Source organism: Agrobacterium rubi TR3 = NBRC 13261, assembly GCF_000739935.1.
GTDB lineage: Bacteria > Pseudomonadota > Alphaproteobacteria > Rhizobiales > Rhizobiaceae > Agrobacterium > Agrobacterium rubi.
Map to the genome: position 1 here is coordinate 111,744 of NZ_BBJU01000004.1, position 13,976 is coordinate 125,719.

12 protein-coding genes are annotated in these 13,976 nt (G+C 56.8%); 6 read left to right on the forward strand and 6 right to left on the reverse strand.

The window, feature by feature from the left end; translation table 11 throughout:
- Window positions 1-16 precede the first annotated feature (16 nt).
- Together RRU01S_RS03535 and serB are read right to left on the reverse strand one after the other, a co-directional pair.
- Entirely contained in the window at window positions 17-574 is a 558-nt protein-coding gene (locus RRU01S_RS03535; protein WP_045228878.1) for a GNAT family N-acetyltransferase, read from the reverse strand.
- Complete coding sequence (gene serB, locus RRU01S_RS03540) at window positions 571-1,461, reverse strand: phosphoserine phosphatase SerB (RefSeq protein WP_045228879.1); 891 nt, start codon at window positions 1,459-1,461, stop codon at window positions 571-573. The genes RRU01S_RS03535 and serB overlap by 4 nt, the downstream gene beginning before the upstream one ends.
- On the opposite strand from serB, the gene miaA reads away from it, so the two are divergent.
- On the forward strand, window positions 1,460-2,356 hold the full coding sequence (gene miaA / locus RRU01S_RS03545; RefSeq protein ID WP_045228880.1) for a tRNA (adenosine(37)-N6)-dimethylallyltransferase MiaA: 897 nt from the start codon (window positions 1,460-1,462) through the stop codon (window positions 2,354-2,356). The two genes, serB and miaA, sit on opposite strands and share 2 nt — an antisense overlap.
- 14 nt (window positions 2,357-2,370) lie before the next feature.
- Here miaA and RRU01S_RS03550 read toward each other — a convergent pair whose 3' ends face one another.
- Window positions 2,371-4,272 carry an ATP-binding protein gene (locus RRU01S_RS03550; protein ID WP_045228881.1) on the reverse strand — a complete coding sequence of 634 codons (1,902 nt, stop codon included), beginning with the start codon at window positions 4,270-4,272 and terminating at the stop codon, window positions 2,371-2,373.
- Window positions 4,273-4,664: 392 nt separating this feature from the next.
- On the opposite strand from RRU01S_RS03550, the gene RRU01S_RS03555 reads away from it, so the two are divergent.
- The 3 genes from RRU01S_RS03555 (at window position 4,665) to RRU01S_RS03565 (ending at window position 7,522) form a co-directional block, all read left to right on the forward strand.
- Window positions 4,665-6,458 (forward strand): acetolactate synthase 3 large subunit, encoded by a 1,794-nt coding sequence (locus tag RRU01S_RS03555; protein WP_045228955.1) that lies wholly within the window; start codon window positions 4,665-4,667, stop codon window positions 6,456-6,458.
- A gap of 19 nt (window positions 6,459-6,477) precedes the next feature.
- Complete coding sequence (gene ilvN / locus RRU01S_RS03560; protein ID WP_045228882.1) at window positions 6,478-7,050, forward strand: acetolactate synthase small subunit; 573 nt, start codon at window positions 6,478-6,480, stop codon at window positions 7,048-7,050.
- Between the two features lie 148 nt (window positions 7,051-7,198).
- Complete coding sequence (locus RRU01S_RS03565; RefSeq protein ID WP_045228883.1) at window positions 7,199-7,522, forward strand: hypothetical protein; 324 nt, start codon at window positions 7,199-7,201, stop codon at window positions 7,520-7,522.
- 74 nt (window positions 7,523-7,596) lie between these two features.
- Here RRU01S_RS03565 and RRU01S_RS03570 read toward each other — a convergent pair whose 3' ends face one another.
- Window positions 7,597-8,442, reverse strand: a complete 846-nt coding sequence (locus RRU01S_RS03570) for an aldo/keto reductase (protein WP_045228884.1) — start codon at window positions 8,440-8,442, stop codon at window positions 7,597-7,599.
- Window positions 8,443-8,599: 157 nt separating this feature from the next.
- On the reverse strand, window positions 8,600-10,543 hold the full coding sequence (locus tag RRU01S_RS03575) for a methyl-accepting chemotaxis protein (protein WP_045228885.1): 1,944 nt from the start codon (window positions 10,541-10,543) through the stop codon (window positions 8,600-8,602).
- 369 nt (window positions 10,544-10,912) lie between these two features.
- Between RRU01S_RS03575 and RRU01S_RS03580 the strand changes: the two genes are divergently transcribed.
- Window positions 10,913-12,040 (forward strand): ATP-dependent DNA helicase, encoded by a 1,128-nt coding sequence (locus RRU01S_RS03580; RefSeq protein ID WP_045228886.1) that lies wholly within the window; start codon window positions 10,913-10,915, stop codon window positions 12,038-12,040.
- A gap of 76 nt (window positions 12,041-12,116) precedes the next feature.
- On the opposite strand, the gene RRU01S_RS03585 is transcribed toward RRU01S_RS03580, so the two are convergent.
- Window positions 12,117-12,842, reverse strand: coding sequence for a MerR family transcriptional regulator (locus RRU01S_RS03585; RefSeq protein WP_045228887.1), 726 nt, complete (start codon window positions 12,840-12,842; stop codon window positions 12,117-12,119).
- A 314-nt stretch (window positions 12,843-13,156) separates the two neighbouring features.
- Here RRU01S_RS03585 and RRU01S_RS03590 point away from each other — a divergent pair, with 314 nt between their 5' ends.
- The gene (locus tag RRU01S_RS03590) at window positions 13,157-13,912 is read left to right on the forward strand and encodes a pyridoxine 5'-phosphate synthase (protein WP_045228888.1); all 756 of its coding nucleotides are present in this window, start codon (window positions 13,157-13,159) and stop codon (window positions 13,910-13,912) included.
- The last annotated feature ends 64 nt before the right edge of the window (window positions 13,913-13,976 follow it).

Consider the following 13,976-nt stretch of genomic DNA (forward strand, 5'->3'; position numbering starts at 1 on the left):
CAAGCTCCCAACCGGATCACTTACCCTGCCATCGCTCCAGCGTCAGCGCGTAGGTTACGTGCGGCTTGAGGTGGGGGTGGGTGTTCGGCACGCGGGGGTGCAAGAAATCGCGAGACGGCGCGCGGATAAGCCCGATGCGCTTCATGACGGCCACCGAGCGCAAATTGTCCTTTACGGCAAAGGACACGATTTCCGGCAGTTTTTTCTCATCGAATGCCATTGATAGCAGCGACTTTGCAGCTTCGGTGGCATAGCCGTTGCCCCAGAAGCGGGCAGCCAGCCGCCAGCCGATTTCCATTGTGCCGAGCGGAAATATGCCCTCCAGATTGGCGGGCGCGATGCCGCAGAACCCGATGGGCTCGCCGGTTTCGCGCAGTTCGACCGCATAAAATCCGTATCCGGTGGCATGGATCATCTCGTTGACGTGCTTCAGCGCAGCGTCTGATTCCGCGTGGCTGCGCTTATGCGGAAAGAATTCCATGACATCGGGATCGGAATTGACCTCGCGAAACAGTTCGCGATCGGTGTCTTTCCAGTCCCGAAGGATCAGTCTTGGTGTTCCGCTGACAATCATGGTGTAACGAAGTCGGACTTTCTGTAGCCCTGGAGGTAGAGAAGGGCAGTCAGGTCACTATGGTCGATGCGGATTTTGGCCTCCGCGGCAACCGCAGGCTTGGCATGCAGCGCAACACCAGAACCGGCCAGATGCAGCATGCCGAGATCGTTGGCGCCGTCACCCACGGCCATGGCATCTTCCGGGGAAAGACCCAGCTTTGTAGCGATATAGTTGAGGGCGTCGATCTTGGCCTGTTTGCCCAGAATGGGTTCGGCCACGGTGCCGTCGAGAAGGCCGTCTTTTTCGCCCAGAATGTTGGCGCGGTTTTCATCGAAGCCGAGGGTTGCGGCGATGCGACTGGTAAAGACGGTGAAGCCGCCGGATACGAGTGCGGTGTAATGTCCTTTAGCCTTCATGGTGGCGATGAGTTCCATGCCACCTGGGGTGAGCGTCACGCGCTTTTCGATGACATCGTCCACGACCGAAATCGGCAGGCCCTTGAGCAGCGCCACGCGCTCACGCAAAGCGGGCTCGAAGGCGATCTCGCCATTCATGGCACGGGCGGTGATGGTGGAAACTTCGTCCTTCAGACCCACTTCAGCGGCCAGCTCGTCTATGCATTCCTGTTGGATCATGGTGGAATCCATATCGGCGATCAGGATTTTCTTGCGACGCTTGTCCTGATCCTGAATGGCGATGTCGATGGGTCTGTCGACGATGGCCATCCGTAGCACGCGTTCTGCCGAAGCCACATCCGTGCCATCGCGCAGCACCAGATCGCAGGCAATGCTATCCGCCAGCCAGTAGAGGCCGGACGCGTCGAGCGCCTTGGCGGCGCTTTCTGCGATGGTGGAATTCAGAACAGGATTTGACGGATTGGCGATAAGCGTGGCAACGAGAGCCATGATGAGCAACCTTGATGACGAATTCGATGCGACCCTGATAACCGGCCCGACGGCAAGCGGCAAGTCCGCGCTTGCGCTTCGCTTGGCGCGCGACAGAGGCGGCGTCGTCATCAATGCCGACAGCATGCAGGTCTACGACACGTTGCAGGTATTGACCGCGCGCCCCTCGGCAAAAGAAATGGAAGGCGTGTCGCACCACCTCTACGGCCACGTTCCGGCGTCGCAGCTTTACTCGACGGGTGAGTGGCTGCGCGAGATCACGGCGCTTCTGGAAATATTGCGCAGCGAGGGGCGTCATCCGGTCATCGTCGGCGGGACGGGGCTCTATTTCAAGGCGCTGACGGGTGGCCTTTCCGATATGCCGACCATCCCCACCGATATCCGCGAGCGTTACCGATCACGGTTGCTCGAAGAGGGATCATTGGGGCTGTATGATGAATTAGCGGCTCGGGACCCTCAGACGACATCTAGCCTAAAGCCCACCGACGGGCAGCGGATTGTTCGGGCGCTTGAGGTTTTGGAAGCAACCGGGCAATCCATTCGTACATTTCAGAATGCCAGCGGTCCTGTGATCATCGACCCGACGCGCGCCCGGAAATTCGTGGTGCTGCCAGATCGCGCTGTGCTGCATGACCGCATCAACAGGCGGTTTGCCGGGATGATGCAGAGCGGGGCCGTGGAAGAGGTGAAGGCGCTTCTAGCGCTCGATCTGCCGCCGGATTCTACGGCAATGAAAGCTATCGGCGTTTCGCAGATTGCGGAGATGCTGGCGGGGCGGATGGGGGAGGCCGAGGTCATCGAAAAGGCTGCGGCCGCCACCCGGCAATATGCCAAGCGGCAGATGACATGGTTTCGCAATCAGATGGGTGACGATTGGGAGAGGGTTGTGCCGTAGGGCGCAGCAAACTCTCAATCCTTGCGGTACAGGCTGCTCAGCGGCTTCTTCAACAAGCTCTCACGTGTCGGCGCGGCGTTTGCGGGCATCTGCGCCTTTGCTGAGAACACCGAGCTTCGCGGCAGCATTTCCGGGCGGTAAGGCTCTGTACCGGTGCTTTCGTGGAATTCGCGCTTCCAGCTTTCGAATTCTTCCTCGTCGGCGTCCTGCGCGATCTTCGCGTCGTAGCTTTGGCGGAAACCGGAGATATCGGGGCCGGTGACGGCGCGCATGCGCTTGACGATGGAGCGAAGGTCCACCGTATCGGGTGTATCTTCCAGGGCCGAATGTGAAACGCCATTGGCCTTCGGCAGGATGTGAACCGGCACGCGGTTGAAGCGTATGCGCATCGGCACGTTGATCGCCTCACCGAACGCGATGGCCTCGCCATTGCCGATGGAGGACAAAAAGCTGGTGGTGGAGACCGACGAATTGGGGATGGCCGAGCGGATGATCTCCTGGTCGTTTTCGTTGGAAAGCCGCATAGCGAAAACTGTGGAGCATTGCGACAGGATCGTCTGGTCCAGCTCGCCCGGACGTTGGGTGATGATGCCCAGCGACACGCCGTATTTACGGCCTTCCTTGGCGATGCGGGCGATGGCCTGACGGGTCGGGAAAAAGCCGAGCGCGGGATCTGCGGGAACATAACGGTGCGCTTCTTCGCAAACGACGAGCGTGTGGATGGCTCCTTGGCTCCACAGCGCCAGTTCGAAGGCCATGCGGCATAAAACGGACGCGACCGAGTTCACCACTTCCGAAGGGATGCCCGCCAGCTGAAACACCGAGATCGGCTTGCCTTCGCCCGGCACGCGGAAAATATACGCGACCGTTTCCATGATCGTGTCGCTGATGGTGCTGTTGGAAAACATGAAATGGTAACGCGGATCGTTGATGGCTGACATGATGCGCATTTTGAGATTGCGCAGTGCAGGCTTTTCATCACGCCCTTCCAGCCGACCGATGCGCTCATCGATCAGTGCGAGCAGATCCGCGATTCGGTAGGGAATGGGGGTATCCGCTGTCAGGGAGGATTTTTCCGAGGCGCGGCGCATGATGGAATTCTCCGCACCGCGAAAGGCACGCTTTGCCTCCGGTATCAGATCGCGCAGAACGTCGAGTTCTTCCGCCACGGCCTTGCGTCCGCGATAGAGCACCTCGGTGAATTCCTCCAGCTTCATCAGCCAGAAGGGCAGGTCGAGCGTGTCGGTATCGATAACAACTGATGTCTGCGGAAAGGCTGCGGCATATTCATTGTGTGGGTCGAGGATCAGCACGCGCAGCTTCGGGTCGTTTTCGATCGCCTTGTTCAGCAACAGGGAAACAGCGGTAGACTTTCCGACGCCGGTTGAGCCGAGGACGGCGAAATGTTTCGAAAGCATTTCCGGGATGCTGATCGTCGCGTCTACGCTGTCATCCTGCGTCAGGCGGCCCACGACGCAGGCGCCGCTGCCGGTATTGTCGTAGATGCGCATCAGGTCGCTGGCACGAATGCGGTGAGCAACGGCACCCAGGTAGGGATAGCGAGAGATACCGGTGGAAAAGCGCTCCGAGCCATCGGGCAGGCGGTGGATTTCGCCCAGAAGTTCGACGTCGATCAGAAGCGTGTTGCTGCGGCTTGCCGACCATTCGGCCTCGCCGGTCTTCATGGCATAGGTGAGGGCGGCGATGCGGGTTTCGCCAAGGTCGATGGAAATCAGTCGACCGACGGACCAGAGTTCGGCGAGATCGGTCTTGCCCGGTTCTGTCGTTGCGGAAATGGTGGCGCGTGAGCCTGTGCAGGAAATGACGTGGCCCAGCAGGCGGTTACCTGCCGTCAATTCATCGCGGCGGTCATGCTCGCCTGCAGTCGCAGATTTGCGAAGGTCGTCGTTAAACACGTCTCGCCCCTGTCATAGGTCTTGCCGGCCTTTTGCTGGCCGTGCGGGTTATTCCCGTTATTGCGCCTGAATATACAGAAACGCATTTAACAACTGGTATAGTGGCTTCGTATTTTTATGTCTTCGAATGAGGTTTTGACGCAATAAATGGAATGTATGCCGATTTTTTCCGCAAGATGCGTTGACGAAAGTCGTGTTTGTGGCTAACACTCCGCCCCATGAAAAATCTTAACGTACTTATCGTGGTGGGACGGCGCATGGGCAGGATGGTGTAACCATCCGGCGAAAGCACCCATGCGCTGAACGAGGCTCCTGAAGGGGCCTTTTTTTATGTCTTCACTTGGGCCGGATGGCCCCACGGTATCCAAAGCCAAATCGGGATGGAACAGGCAATGACGGATAAGGACAACACGGACAACAGCAACACCATGACGGGTGCGGAAATCGTTCTGCGCGCGCTGAAGGATAATGGCGTTAAGCATATCTTCGGCTATCCCGGTGGTGCGGTTCTTCCGATTTACGACGAGATTTTCCAGCAGGACGATATCCAGCACATTCTCGTTCGCCATGAACAGGGTGCAGGCCACGCTGCCGAAGGTTATGCCCGCTCCACCGGCAAGGTCGGCGTCATGCTGGTCACCTCCGGTCCCGGTGCCACCAATGCCGTTACGCCGTTGCAGGACGCCTTGATGGACTCGATCCCGCTCGTCTGTATTTCAGGCCAGGTTCCAACCTCGCTGATCGGTTCCGATGCGTTTCAGGAATGCGACACGGTTGGCATCACGCGCCCTTGCACCAAGCACAACTGGCTGGTGAAGGACGTCAACGAGCTGGCGGGCGTCATCCATGAAGCGTTCCGCATTGCACAGACGGGTCGTCCCGGTCCTGTTGTCGTTGATGTTCCCAAGGACATTCAGTTTGCAACCGGCACCTACACGCCACCATCGGCTGCCATTCAGCAGAAGAGCTACAAGCCGAAGGTTCAGGGTGATCTGAACGCCATTCACGCTGCCATCGAACTGATGTCGAAGGCCAAGCGTCCCGTTCTTTATACAGGCGGCGGCGTCATCAACTCCGGTCCGGAAGCCACGCGTTTGCTGCGCGAATTGGTCGAGCTGACCGGTTTCCCGATCACCTCGACCTTGATGGGTCTGGGCTGTTATCCGGCATCGGGTGAGAAATGGCTGGGAATGCTGGGCATGCACGGTTCCTACGAAGCCAACATGGCCATGCATGATTGCGACGTGATGGTCTGTGTCGGCGCGCGTTTCGACGACCGTATTACCGGGCGTCTGAATGCCTTTTCCCCGAATTCCAAGAAAATCCACATCGATATCGACCCGTCCTCCATCAACAAGAACGTTCGCGTCGATGTACCCATCGTTGGCGATGTCGGTCGTATTCTCGAAGACATGGTTCGCCTGTGGCGGGCTCTGCCGCAGCGTCCTGAGAAGGCGCAGACGCAGGATTGGCACGAGCAGATCGACCGCTGGCGGGCACGCAAGTCCTTTGCCTACAAGAACTCCAAAGATGTCATCATGCCGCAATACGCTATTCAGCGTCTGTATGAGGCATCCAAGGGTCGCGAAACCTACATCACGACGGAAGTCGGACAGCACCAGATGTGGGCGGCGCAGTTCTTCGGTTTCGAGGAGCCGAACCGCTGGATGACATCGGGTGGTCTGGGCACCATGGGTTACGGTCTGCCTGCCGCTATCGGCGTTCAGGTTGCCCACCCGGAAGCGCTTGTTATCGATATCGCCGGTGATGCGTCGATCCAGATGTGCATTCAGGAAATGTCTTGCGCCATTCAATACAGCCTGCCGGTCAAGATCTTCATTCTGAACAACCAGTATATGGGCATGGTGCGCCAGTGGCAGCAGTTGCTGCATGGCAACCGCCTGTCCAACTCCTATACGGAAGCTATGCCTGATTTCGTCAAGCTGGCAGAAGCCTATGGCGGTGTTGGCATGTATTGCGATGATCCGAAGGAATTGGATGGCAAGATCGCTGAGATGATTGCGGTCGACAAGCCTGTCATCTTCGATTGCCGCGTCGCCAATCTCGCCAATTGCTTCCCGATGATCCCATCGGGCAAGGCCCATAACGAGATGCTGTTGCCGGATGAAGCAACCGACGAAGCCGTTGCAAATGCCATCGACGCCAAGGGTCGTCAGCTGGTCTGATCGGGAGAGGAACACGGATATGAACGCACACCTACAGCCTACCGGTTCGGCCTACTTCATTCAGAAGGAAACGGAAACGGTCGAAAACCACACGCTATCGGTCCTCGTTGCCAATGAGCCGGGCGTTCTCGCCCGCGTCATCGGTCTGTTTTCCGGTCGCGGTTACAATATTGAAAGCCTGACCGTTTCGGAAACGGAGCACGAATCGCATCTTTCGCGCATTACCATCGTCACGCGCGGTACGCCGGGCGTGCTGGAGCAGATCAAGGCGCAGCTGGAGCGCATCGTTCCGGTTCACCGCGTCGTGGACCTTACCGTGCGCGCCCGCCAGAACGGCCAGGATCGCCCGATCGAACGCGAAGTCGCGCTCATTAAGGTGGCCGGACGTGGCGAAGACCGCGCTGAAACTCTGCGTTTGGCAGATGCCTTCCATGCCAAGGTGGTGGATGCCACGCTGGAACATTTCATCTTCGAAATCACCGGCAAGTCCTCGAAGATCGACCAGTTCCTGACGATCATCAAGCCACTGGGCCTCATCGAAGTCTGCCGCACGGGTATCGCAGCGATGAACCGAGGTCCGCAGGGAATGTGATTCCCCTCGACCGATTGAGTGTAAGCCCGCGGCTTTGGCCGCGGTTTTTTTTGTTGTACGGGCGGATGAAAGGTTTATTGCCGCTTCGCTCCTGATGTAGAACGGCATCGAATTCCGACACCTCTATGCGCCTTCGAAGGTTCCTGTCATGTCAAAGCGTCTCAGGCAATTAGACCAAGCGTTGTTCTCGCGAAGCTATCTTTTGACCATTGGCCTTTTGATGTTTGTTGGTGCGAGCGTCGTTGGTTATGTTGCGTGGAATGACTCACTTCAACTTGAATGGTGGGGCGTGCTGGTGGTCGCCGCCATCATTCTTGGGGGAGCCTTGCTCTTCGGTGTAGGCATATTTGGCAGCGATACCAGAATGGAGGGGTGGGCGAACGGTGCATCAACGCACGAAGCTTCGATTATTCTCTTCGTCATCAGCTATCCGGTTTATTTGATCCTCAAACTGTTTCATCGCCCGCGCTGAATCTAAAAGCGCGAGCGGTGACGCAGTCGGGGTTGTGATTTTGAATCCGTAAAGTCGGATAACCTCTTTAAACGTCACAACATTTGCAGCGATACCTTCTTCTGCGGCGGCGGAAACTCTGTGTCGAGTGCTCCCCAATCCTCATCGCTGATTTCAAGCTCCGTTGCGCCGCGGTTTTCAGTCACCCGCTCGGGATTGGAGGATTTCGGGATGGGCATGACGCCTTCGCGTTCGAGCAGGAAGGCGAGGGCGACTTGGGCGGGGGTGGCCTGGTGTGCCTTTGCGACGCGAATGAGTTCGTGGTTGGAAATGAGGGGGCCTTGCTGGAAGGGGGAGTAGGCCATGATGGGAACGCCATGGTTCTGGCACCAAGGCAGAAGATCAAATTCAGGCCCTCGCCGGGCGAGGTTGTAGAGGATTTGATTGGCCGCACAGTTTTGGCCATTGGGCACTGAGAATAGTTCTTCCATATCGTCGGTGTCGAAATTGGAAACGCCCCAATTCTTGATTTTTCCGTCAGCCTTCAGCTTTTCAAACGCGTGGACGGTTTCTTCCAAAGGGTGTGAGCCGCGCCAGTGCAACAAGTAGAGGTCAAGACGGTCGGTCCCCAAACGTTTGAGGCTGCGTTCACAGGCTTCGATGGTGCCTTTGGCGCTTGCGTTTTGGGGATAGACCTTGCTGACGAGAAAGACCTGATCGCGGGTCTCGGCGATTGCCTTGCCGACGACGTCTTCCGATTTTCCATCCGCGTACATTTCGGCCGTATCGACCACCGTCATGCCAAGCTCAATAGCTTTGCGGATGCTGGCGATCTCGGTGGCTTCCGTGGAAGGACTATCGCCCATGTTCCAGGTGCCGATCCCCAGGGCGGGTATGCTGATGCCAGAGGGCAGGGTGACGGTTGGAAGTTCATCGAACATGTGAGCGCTCCGGTTTTAGCCTGTGAAGTACAGTCTAACCAACTGAGCGGGCTGGTCGATCCATCAAAACTTACGGGTTATCCGATCCGATTCCGCCGCGCTGAAACGGCATAAAAAAACCCCGGATCACTCCGGGGTTCTGTGGGTGTTTGGGAGATCAGAATTCTTCCCAGGAGGCGTTGGCTGTCGCTGCGGCTGCGCCGCCGCCACTGAAGGCTCCGGCCACCTTGCGGATCAACTGGCGTGTCGGCGAGGGCGCTGGTGCCGATGCGGCAGATGCGAGTTGCGGCCGCGTGGAAGCACCGTCGCCGAGGTTGAACTGCGTGATCAGATGGTTCAGGGCCGCAGCTTCCTTGGCAAGGCTGTGGCTTGCCGCTGTCGACTGCTCGACCATGGCGGCATTTTGCTGGGTGCCCTGGTCCATCGTGTTGACGGCGGAGTTGATTTCCTGAATGCCGACCGACTGTTCGCGGGCGGATTCGACGATCGCGTTGACGTGCTGGTTGATGTGCTGCACTTCGGACACGATTTCTTCCAGTGCCTTGCCCGTATTGCCCACGAGCTGGACGCCCGATCTGACCTGTTCGCCAGAGGTGGAGATCAGCGTTTTGATCTCCTTGGCGGCCTTGGCAGAGCGTTGAGCAAGCTCACGTACTTCCTGTGCGACAACGGCAAAGCCTTTACCGGCTTCACCGGCACGGGCAGCTTCGACGCCTGCATTCAGGGCCAGAAGGTTGGTCTGGAAGGCGATTTCGTCGATGACGCCGATGATGTTCGAAATCTCGCTGGAGGACTTCTCGATCTGTTGCATGGCGATGACGGCGTCGCGAACGACTTGGCCGGAATGTTCGGCGCTGAGCCGTGTCTTGGTGACAAGACCGCCGACTTCTTCGGCACGCTTGGCACTATCGCGAACGGTGGTCGAAATCTGCTCGAGCGCTGCGGCTGTTTCTTCGACAGATGCGGCCTGCTGCTCGGTGCGCTTGGACAGATCGTCGGCAGCGGCACGGATTTCATTGGCGCCAGCGTCGATCCCACGGGCATTCTTGCCAACGGAGACCAGTGCTTCGTTCAGCTTGCCAACCGAGTTGTTGAAGTCGCTTCTGAGCCTGTCGAGATGCGCGACGAATGGCTTGTTGATGCGGTGCGCGACATTGCCGTCGGAAAGCTGTCCAAGGCCCTGTGCCAGTTCATCGACTGCGAACTGGATGTCGGCAGCTTCCTGGGCTTTTTGAGCTTCACGCTCCTGACGCTCTTTTTCGGTCATCGAGCGATTGGCATCAGCTTCGCGTTCCATCTGGATTTTGGCGATGGCATTTTCCTTGAAGACCTGAACGGTTTCAGCCATCTGGCCAATCTCGTCCTTGCGGCCGACACCGGGAACGTCCAAGTTGGTCTCGCCGCTGGCCAGACGTTTCATGGCAGTCGTCATGGCGAGGAGCGGCTTGGCAATGCCGGAGCCGATCAGCAGGCCAGCGACAAGAGCGATGATGACCGCGCCGGCAAGGCTGCCCCAGATCATTGTGATGGAAGACGAGATTGCAGCTTCGTTGGCAGCATTGCGCTTTACCAGAAGTGCGTTTTCGTCACCCTGGAAGTCTTTGATCAGGCCGCGGAGGCCATCGAAATAGCTCTTGCCTTGGGATGCGTCGAGTTTCTGGTTCATGTCGGCGAGCGATGTGGTGTCGGCCAGCGTTCCGCGTGCCTTGATCTGCGGCTCGGAGAAATTCTTCTGCCAGTCGCCAATCGCCGTTTCGATTTTGCCCAGACGGCCAACCTGAGTGGGGTTGTCGCTGACCAGAGCTTTCAGATCGTTGATCTTCTTGTAGATATCCTGCTCACCCTGACGATAGGGAGCGAGAAACTCTTGTTTGCCGGTAATGATGAAACCGCGCATACCGGTCTCCATGTCGACGGCGGATGCGGTAATGCTATCCGACGCCCGAAGCACCTGATTGGTGTGGTCCACCCAACCGTTGCTTTGGATCATGGAGGAAATGCTGGTCAATGCGATTGCGCCAATCGCGATGGCAAGCAAAACAGGCGCTGACGTGCCAGATACGACTTTCGACTTTGTGGAAAGGTTCTTGAACGAGAACATTTTCCCACCCCCTTATAACGTTGCGAAAATATTGATGAGCATGGCTTTGCTCCGAACAACTTGGCTATTGTTTTTCTCGCGATTCTATCGAGGAAAGCAGTCGTGTCGTTCTGGGTCGTGTCATGATAGGGCAGAAAATTTATTTCAAATTCCGGCCTACAAAATGGAACAATATTGAAAACGTATTTATTGTTGGTTAAAATTAGTATCTGACGTTACGGTATGTAAGTCATTGCAAATAAACCATTAATTGCATTTCTCGGATTGCTTATAGTTTTTTCAGTTTTTGCGCGATTTTCTTCTGCTTGGTGAATTTCATAGTCTTTTTTTTCAGTTGCGCATTACGCTCGAATCCTGCGAAGAGAACTGATGCAATTTTCTCCGCAACAGGATGAAGCCTTAAAGGCTGTTTCGCGCTGGCTGAAGGAAGGCCGTACACCGGTTTTCCGGTTGTTTGGCTATGCCGGCACGGGCAAGACGACGCTTGCCAAGCATTTTGCCGAGAATGTGGATGGGGAAGTTTTGTTTGCCGCCTTTACCGGCAAGGCGGCTCAGGTTCTGCGCTCACGCGGCGCCACGAATGCCCGTACGATCCATTCGCTGATCTACCGCCCGCGTGGCGAGGAGGCGGTGGAGAATGAGGAAACCGGCAAGACATCCATCGCGCCGATGTTTTCTATCAACCGCCAGAGCCCGCTCGCCAAGGCCGCGCTGATCATCATCGATGAATGTTCGATGGTGGACGAGGCGCTGGGCAGGGATCTGATGAGTTTCAGTACCCCCATTCTGGTGCTGGGCGATCCGGGTCAGTTGCCACCCGTCTCCGGTGGCGGTTTCTTCACCGATCAGGAGCCCGATTTTCTGCTGTCAGAAATTCACCGTCAGGCGAAGGACAATCCGATCATCCAGCTTGCCATGGATGTGCGCGAAGGTAAGGAAATCATGCGCGGGGATTATGGTGCCGCGCAGGTCATCTCCAAGAATGAGGTGACGCAAGGGCTGGTGCTCGATGCGGATCAGGTTCTGGTCGGCACCAACCGCACTCGCCGCCGCTATAATCAGCGCCTGCGCGAGCTGAAGGGTTTTAGTGCCGATTACCCGCAGTCCGGTGACAAGCTCGTTTGCCTTCGCAACGACCCCGCCAAGGGCCTGCTCAATGGCTCTTTATGGCAGGTGATGAGTTCGTCGCGCGAAACGGTCAAGCCGGGCATCAACCTGATGATCCGACCCGAGGACGACGATATGGATCGTGGTGCCTCCAAGATCAAGCTGCTGAAGGCGGCCTTTGAGGAAACAGACACCGAGATACCCTGGACGACGCGTAAGCGTTATGACGAGTTCGATTACGGTTATGCGTTGACCGTGCACAAGGCGCAGGGTTCGCAGTGGAACAATGTCGTGTTGTTCGATGAAAGCTTTGCCTTTCGCGATTCACGCGAACGTTGGCTGTACACGGCCATTACCCGTGCGGCCGAGACACTGACGATCGTTCGATGAAAACAGAAACGCCCGACATCATCTTGCGATGGCTATCGGGCGTCCTGTCTTGGGAGATCGTTTCTGGTGGTCCGACTTATGATCGGGCAGGCTGTTGTGCATGATTGGTGATCACGCCCAGCATGAAGCCTTTGGCAACCGCCTGAAAGCGGTTGTTGGCGCTAAGTTTGTCCATGATGCCTGTTTCGAGCTTCTGGAGTTCGTTGGCGGACACATCCAGCATGCGAGCGAGCCTGATGGGCGCATAGCCTTCAGCCATAAGCTCCAGGCATTGTTGCTCCAACTCATCCAGTTGAACGTCTTCCTGCTCGATCTGTTCACACGTGCTGTCACTGGTATCGGCAGCCGCGGTGTCGGTCAGCAGGACGTCGCTGATCTGCTGGATCTGGCGACGAACCGTCGAGATTTCCGAGGCAAGCTCTGCCTTGCGGGCAGCAAGGACTTCCTGGAAGATCGTGTCGGCAGCTTCCTGGCTGGGTGCATCGGCCAGTTTCTGCATGATCTCCTGAATGGATGCGACAGGAATGCCAATTTCACGACAGAAGTTGATGACGGCCATGCGGTGCACGTCGCGGTGCGAATAGATTCGCATCAAACCGGCGCGGCGTGATGAAATGATCGCTTTTTCTTCGTAAAAGTGCAACGTGCGATGTGTGACGCCAAACATGTTGGCCATATCTGCAATTGCGACCGGCTCTGGTGGCATGGGAGATGGCAAGGCGACTTCGGGAAGAAATCCCTTGCAAACAGTCTGCGAAGCAGCCCACGTCGTGGACTTTTTCGGCTCTTCCGCATCATGCATAGGTCTTGCTCTCCATCGCGCTTCTGTTCGCGCTCTTCCGGGAATAGACCTTCTGGAGGGTAACTCCTCTCGCAGCAGGTCTTCAAGCCCTGCCTCAGATGATGTGATATCGAAATTTGAGTGCGTATTTAGAAGTGTCTCTGAAAAGAAATAGTCGTTCGCCATAATGAAACCCCAGACCCCAATGGTGCGAGAAACACCCATGTGAGAATTAGGTTCCACAGATTTTAAAATATTTTTTGCACGTCGCTTGCGGGCGGCGTGATAGTAAAACAAACAGAGATGTTTTCAGTCCAACGCAAGCGGTCTTCATCATGCCAACCACACTCTCCGTCAACGTCAACGCCATCGCCATGCTCCGCAATCGGCGTGATCTGCCATGGCCCGATCTCGCGCATTTTGGCCGTATCGCGCTGGCCTCCGGGGCGAGCGGTCTGACCGTCCATCCACGTCCGGATCAACGCCATGTCCGCTTTTCCGACCTGCCGGTTTTGCGTGCTCTCATCGATGACGAGTTTCCGGATGCCGAGTTCAACATCGAGGGTTATCCGTCCGAGGACTTTCTGCTTTTGTGTGAGGAAACTCAGCCGGAACAGGTGACGCTTGTACCGGATGATCCATCCCAGGCGACGTCCGATCATGGCTGGGATTTTCGCAAGCATGAGACGTTCTTGAAGGAAACCGTTGCACGTCTGACGACGGCTGGCATGCGGGTGTCGCTGTTTGCCGATGGTGATGGCGACAGGGAGGCGATGCAACTTGCTGCCGATACCCGTGCAGCCCGCATCGAGCTTTACACCGGCCCCTATGGTGGCTGTTACGATAGTTCTGAAAAAGCAGAGGCGTGGATCGAAAAGCTCGGTGTCACGGCAGATCATGCCAAGGCGCTTGGGCTCGATGTGAATGCGGGGCACGATCTGACGGTTGCCAATCTTCCGGCGCTCATCAAGCGCATTCCGTATCTGGCGGAAGTATCCATCGGTCATGCCCTGACGGCGGATGCGCTCGAATATGGAATGGCCGAAACGGTACGGCGTTTTTGTCGCGCCTGCGGTCAGCCTATTTCATAACTACCGTCGATTTTTGCATTTATATTGTCAGCCGCGCAGCAATTGCGCGGCATATTTATTTTGA

Bases quoted from the DNA above. Each gene is read 5' to 3' on its own strand.
- RRU01S_RS03535 (WP_045228878.1), bottom strand. From the start codon at position 574: ATGATTGTCAGCGGAACACCAAGACTGATCCTTCGGGACTGGAAAGAC.
- miaA (WP_045228880.1), top strand. From the start codon at position 1,460: ATGATGAGCAACCTTGATGACGAATTCGATGCGACCCTGATAACCGGC.
- serB (WP_045228879.1), bottom strand. From the start codon at position 1,461: ATGGCTCTCGTTGCCACGCTTATCGCCAATCCGTCAAATCCTGTTCTG.
- RRU01S_RS03555 (WP_045228955.1), top strand. From the start codon at position 4,665: ATGACGGATAAGGACAACACGGACAACAGCAACACCATGACGGGTGCG.
- ilvN (WP_045228882.1), top strand. From the start codon at position 6,478: ATGAACGCACACCTACAGCCTACCGGTTCGGCCTACTTCATTCAGAAG.
- RRU01S_RS03565 (WP_045228883.1), top strand. From the start codon at position 7,199: ATGTCAAAGCGTCTCAGGCAATTAGACCAAGCGTTGTTCTCGCGAAGC.
- RRU01S_RS03570 (WP_045228884.1), bottom strand. From the start codon at position 8,442: ATGTTCGATGAACTTCCAACCGTCACCCTGCCCTCTGGCATCAGCATA.
- RRU01S_RS03575 (WP_045228885.1), bottom strand. From the start codon at position 10,543: ATGTTCTCGTTCAAGAACCTTTCCACAAAGTCGAAAGTCGTATCTGGC.
- RRU01S_RS03580 (WP_045228886.1), top strand. From the start codon at position 10,913: ATGCAATTTTCTCCGCAACAGGATGAAGCCTTAAAGGCTGTTTCGCGC.
- RRU01S_RS03585 (WP_045228887.1), bottom strand. From the start codon at position 12,842: ATGCATGATGCGGAAGAGCCGAAAAAGTCCACGACGTGGGCTGCTTCG.
- RRU01S_RS03590 (WP_045228888.1), top strand. From the start codon at position 13,157: ATGCCAACCACACTCTCCGTCAACGTCAACGCCATCGCCATGCTCCGC.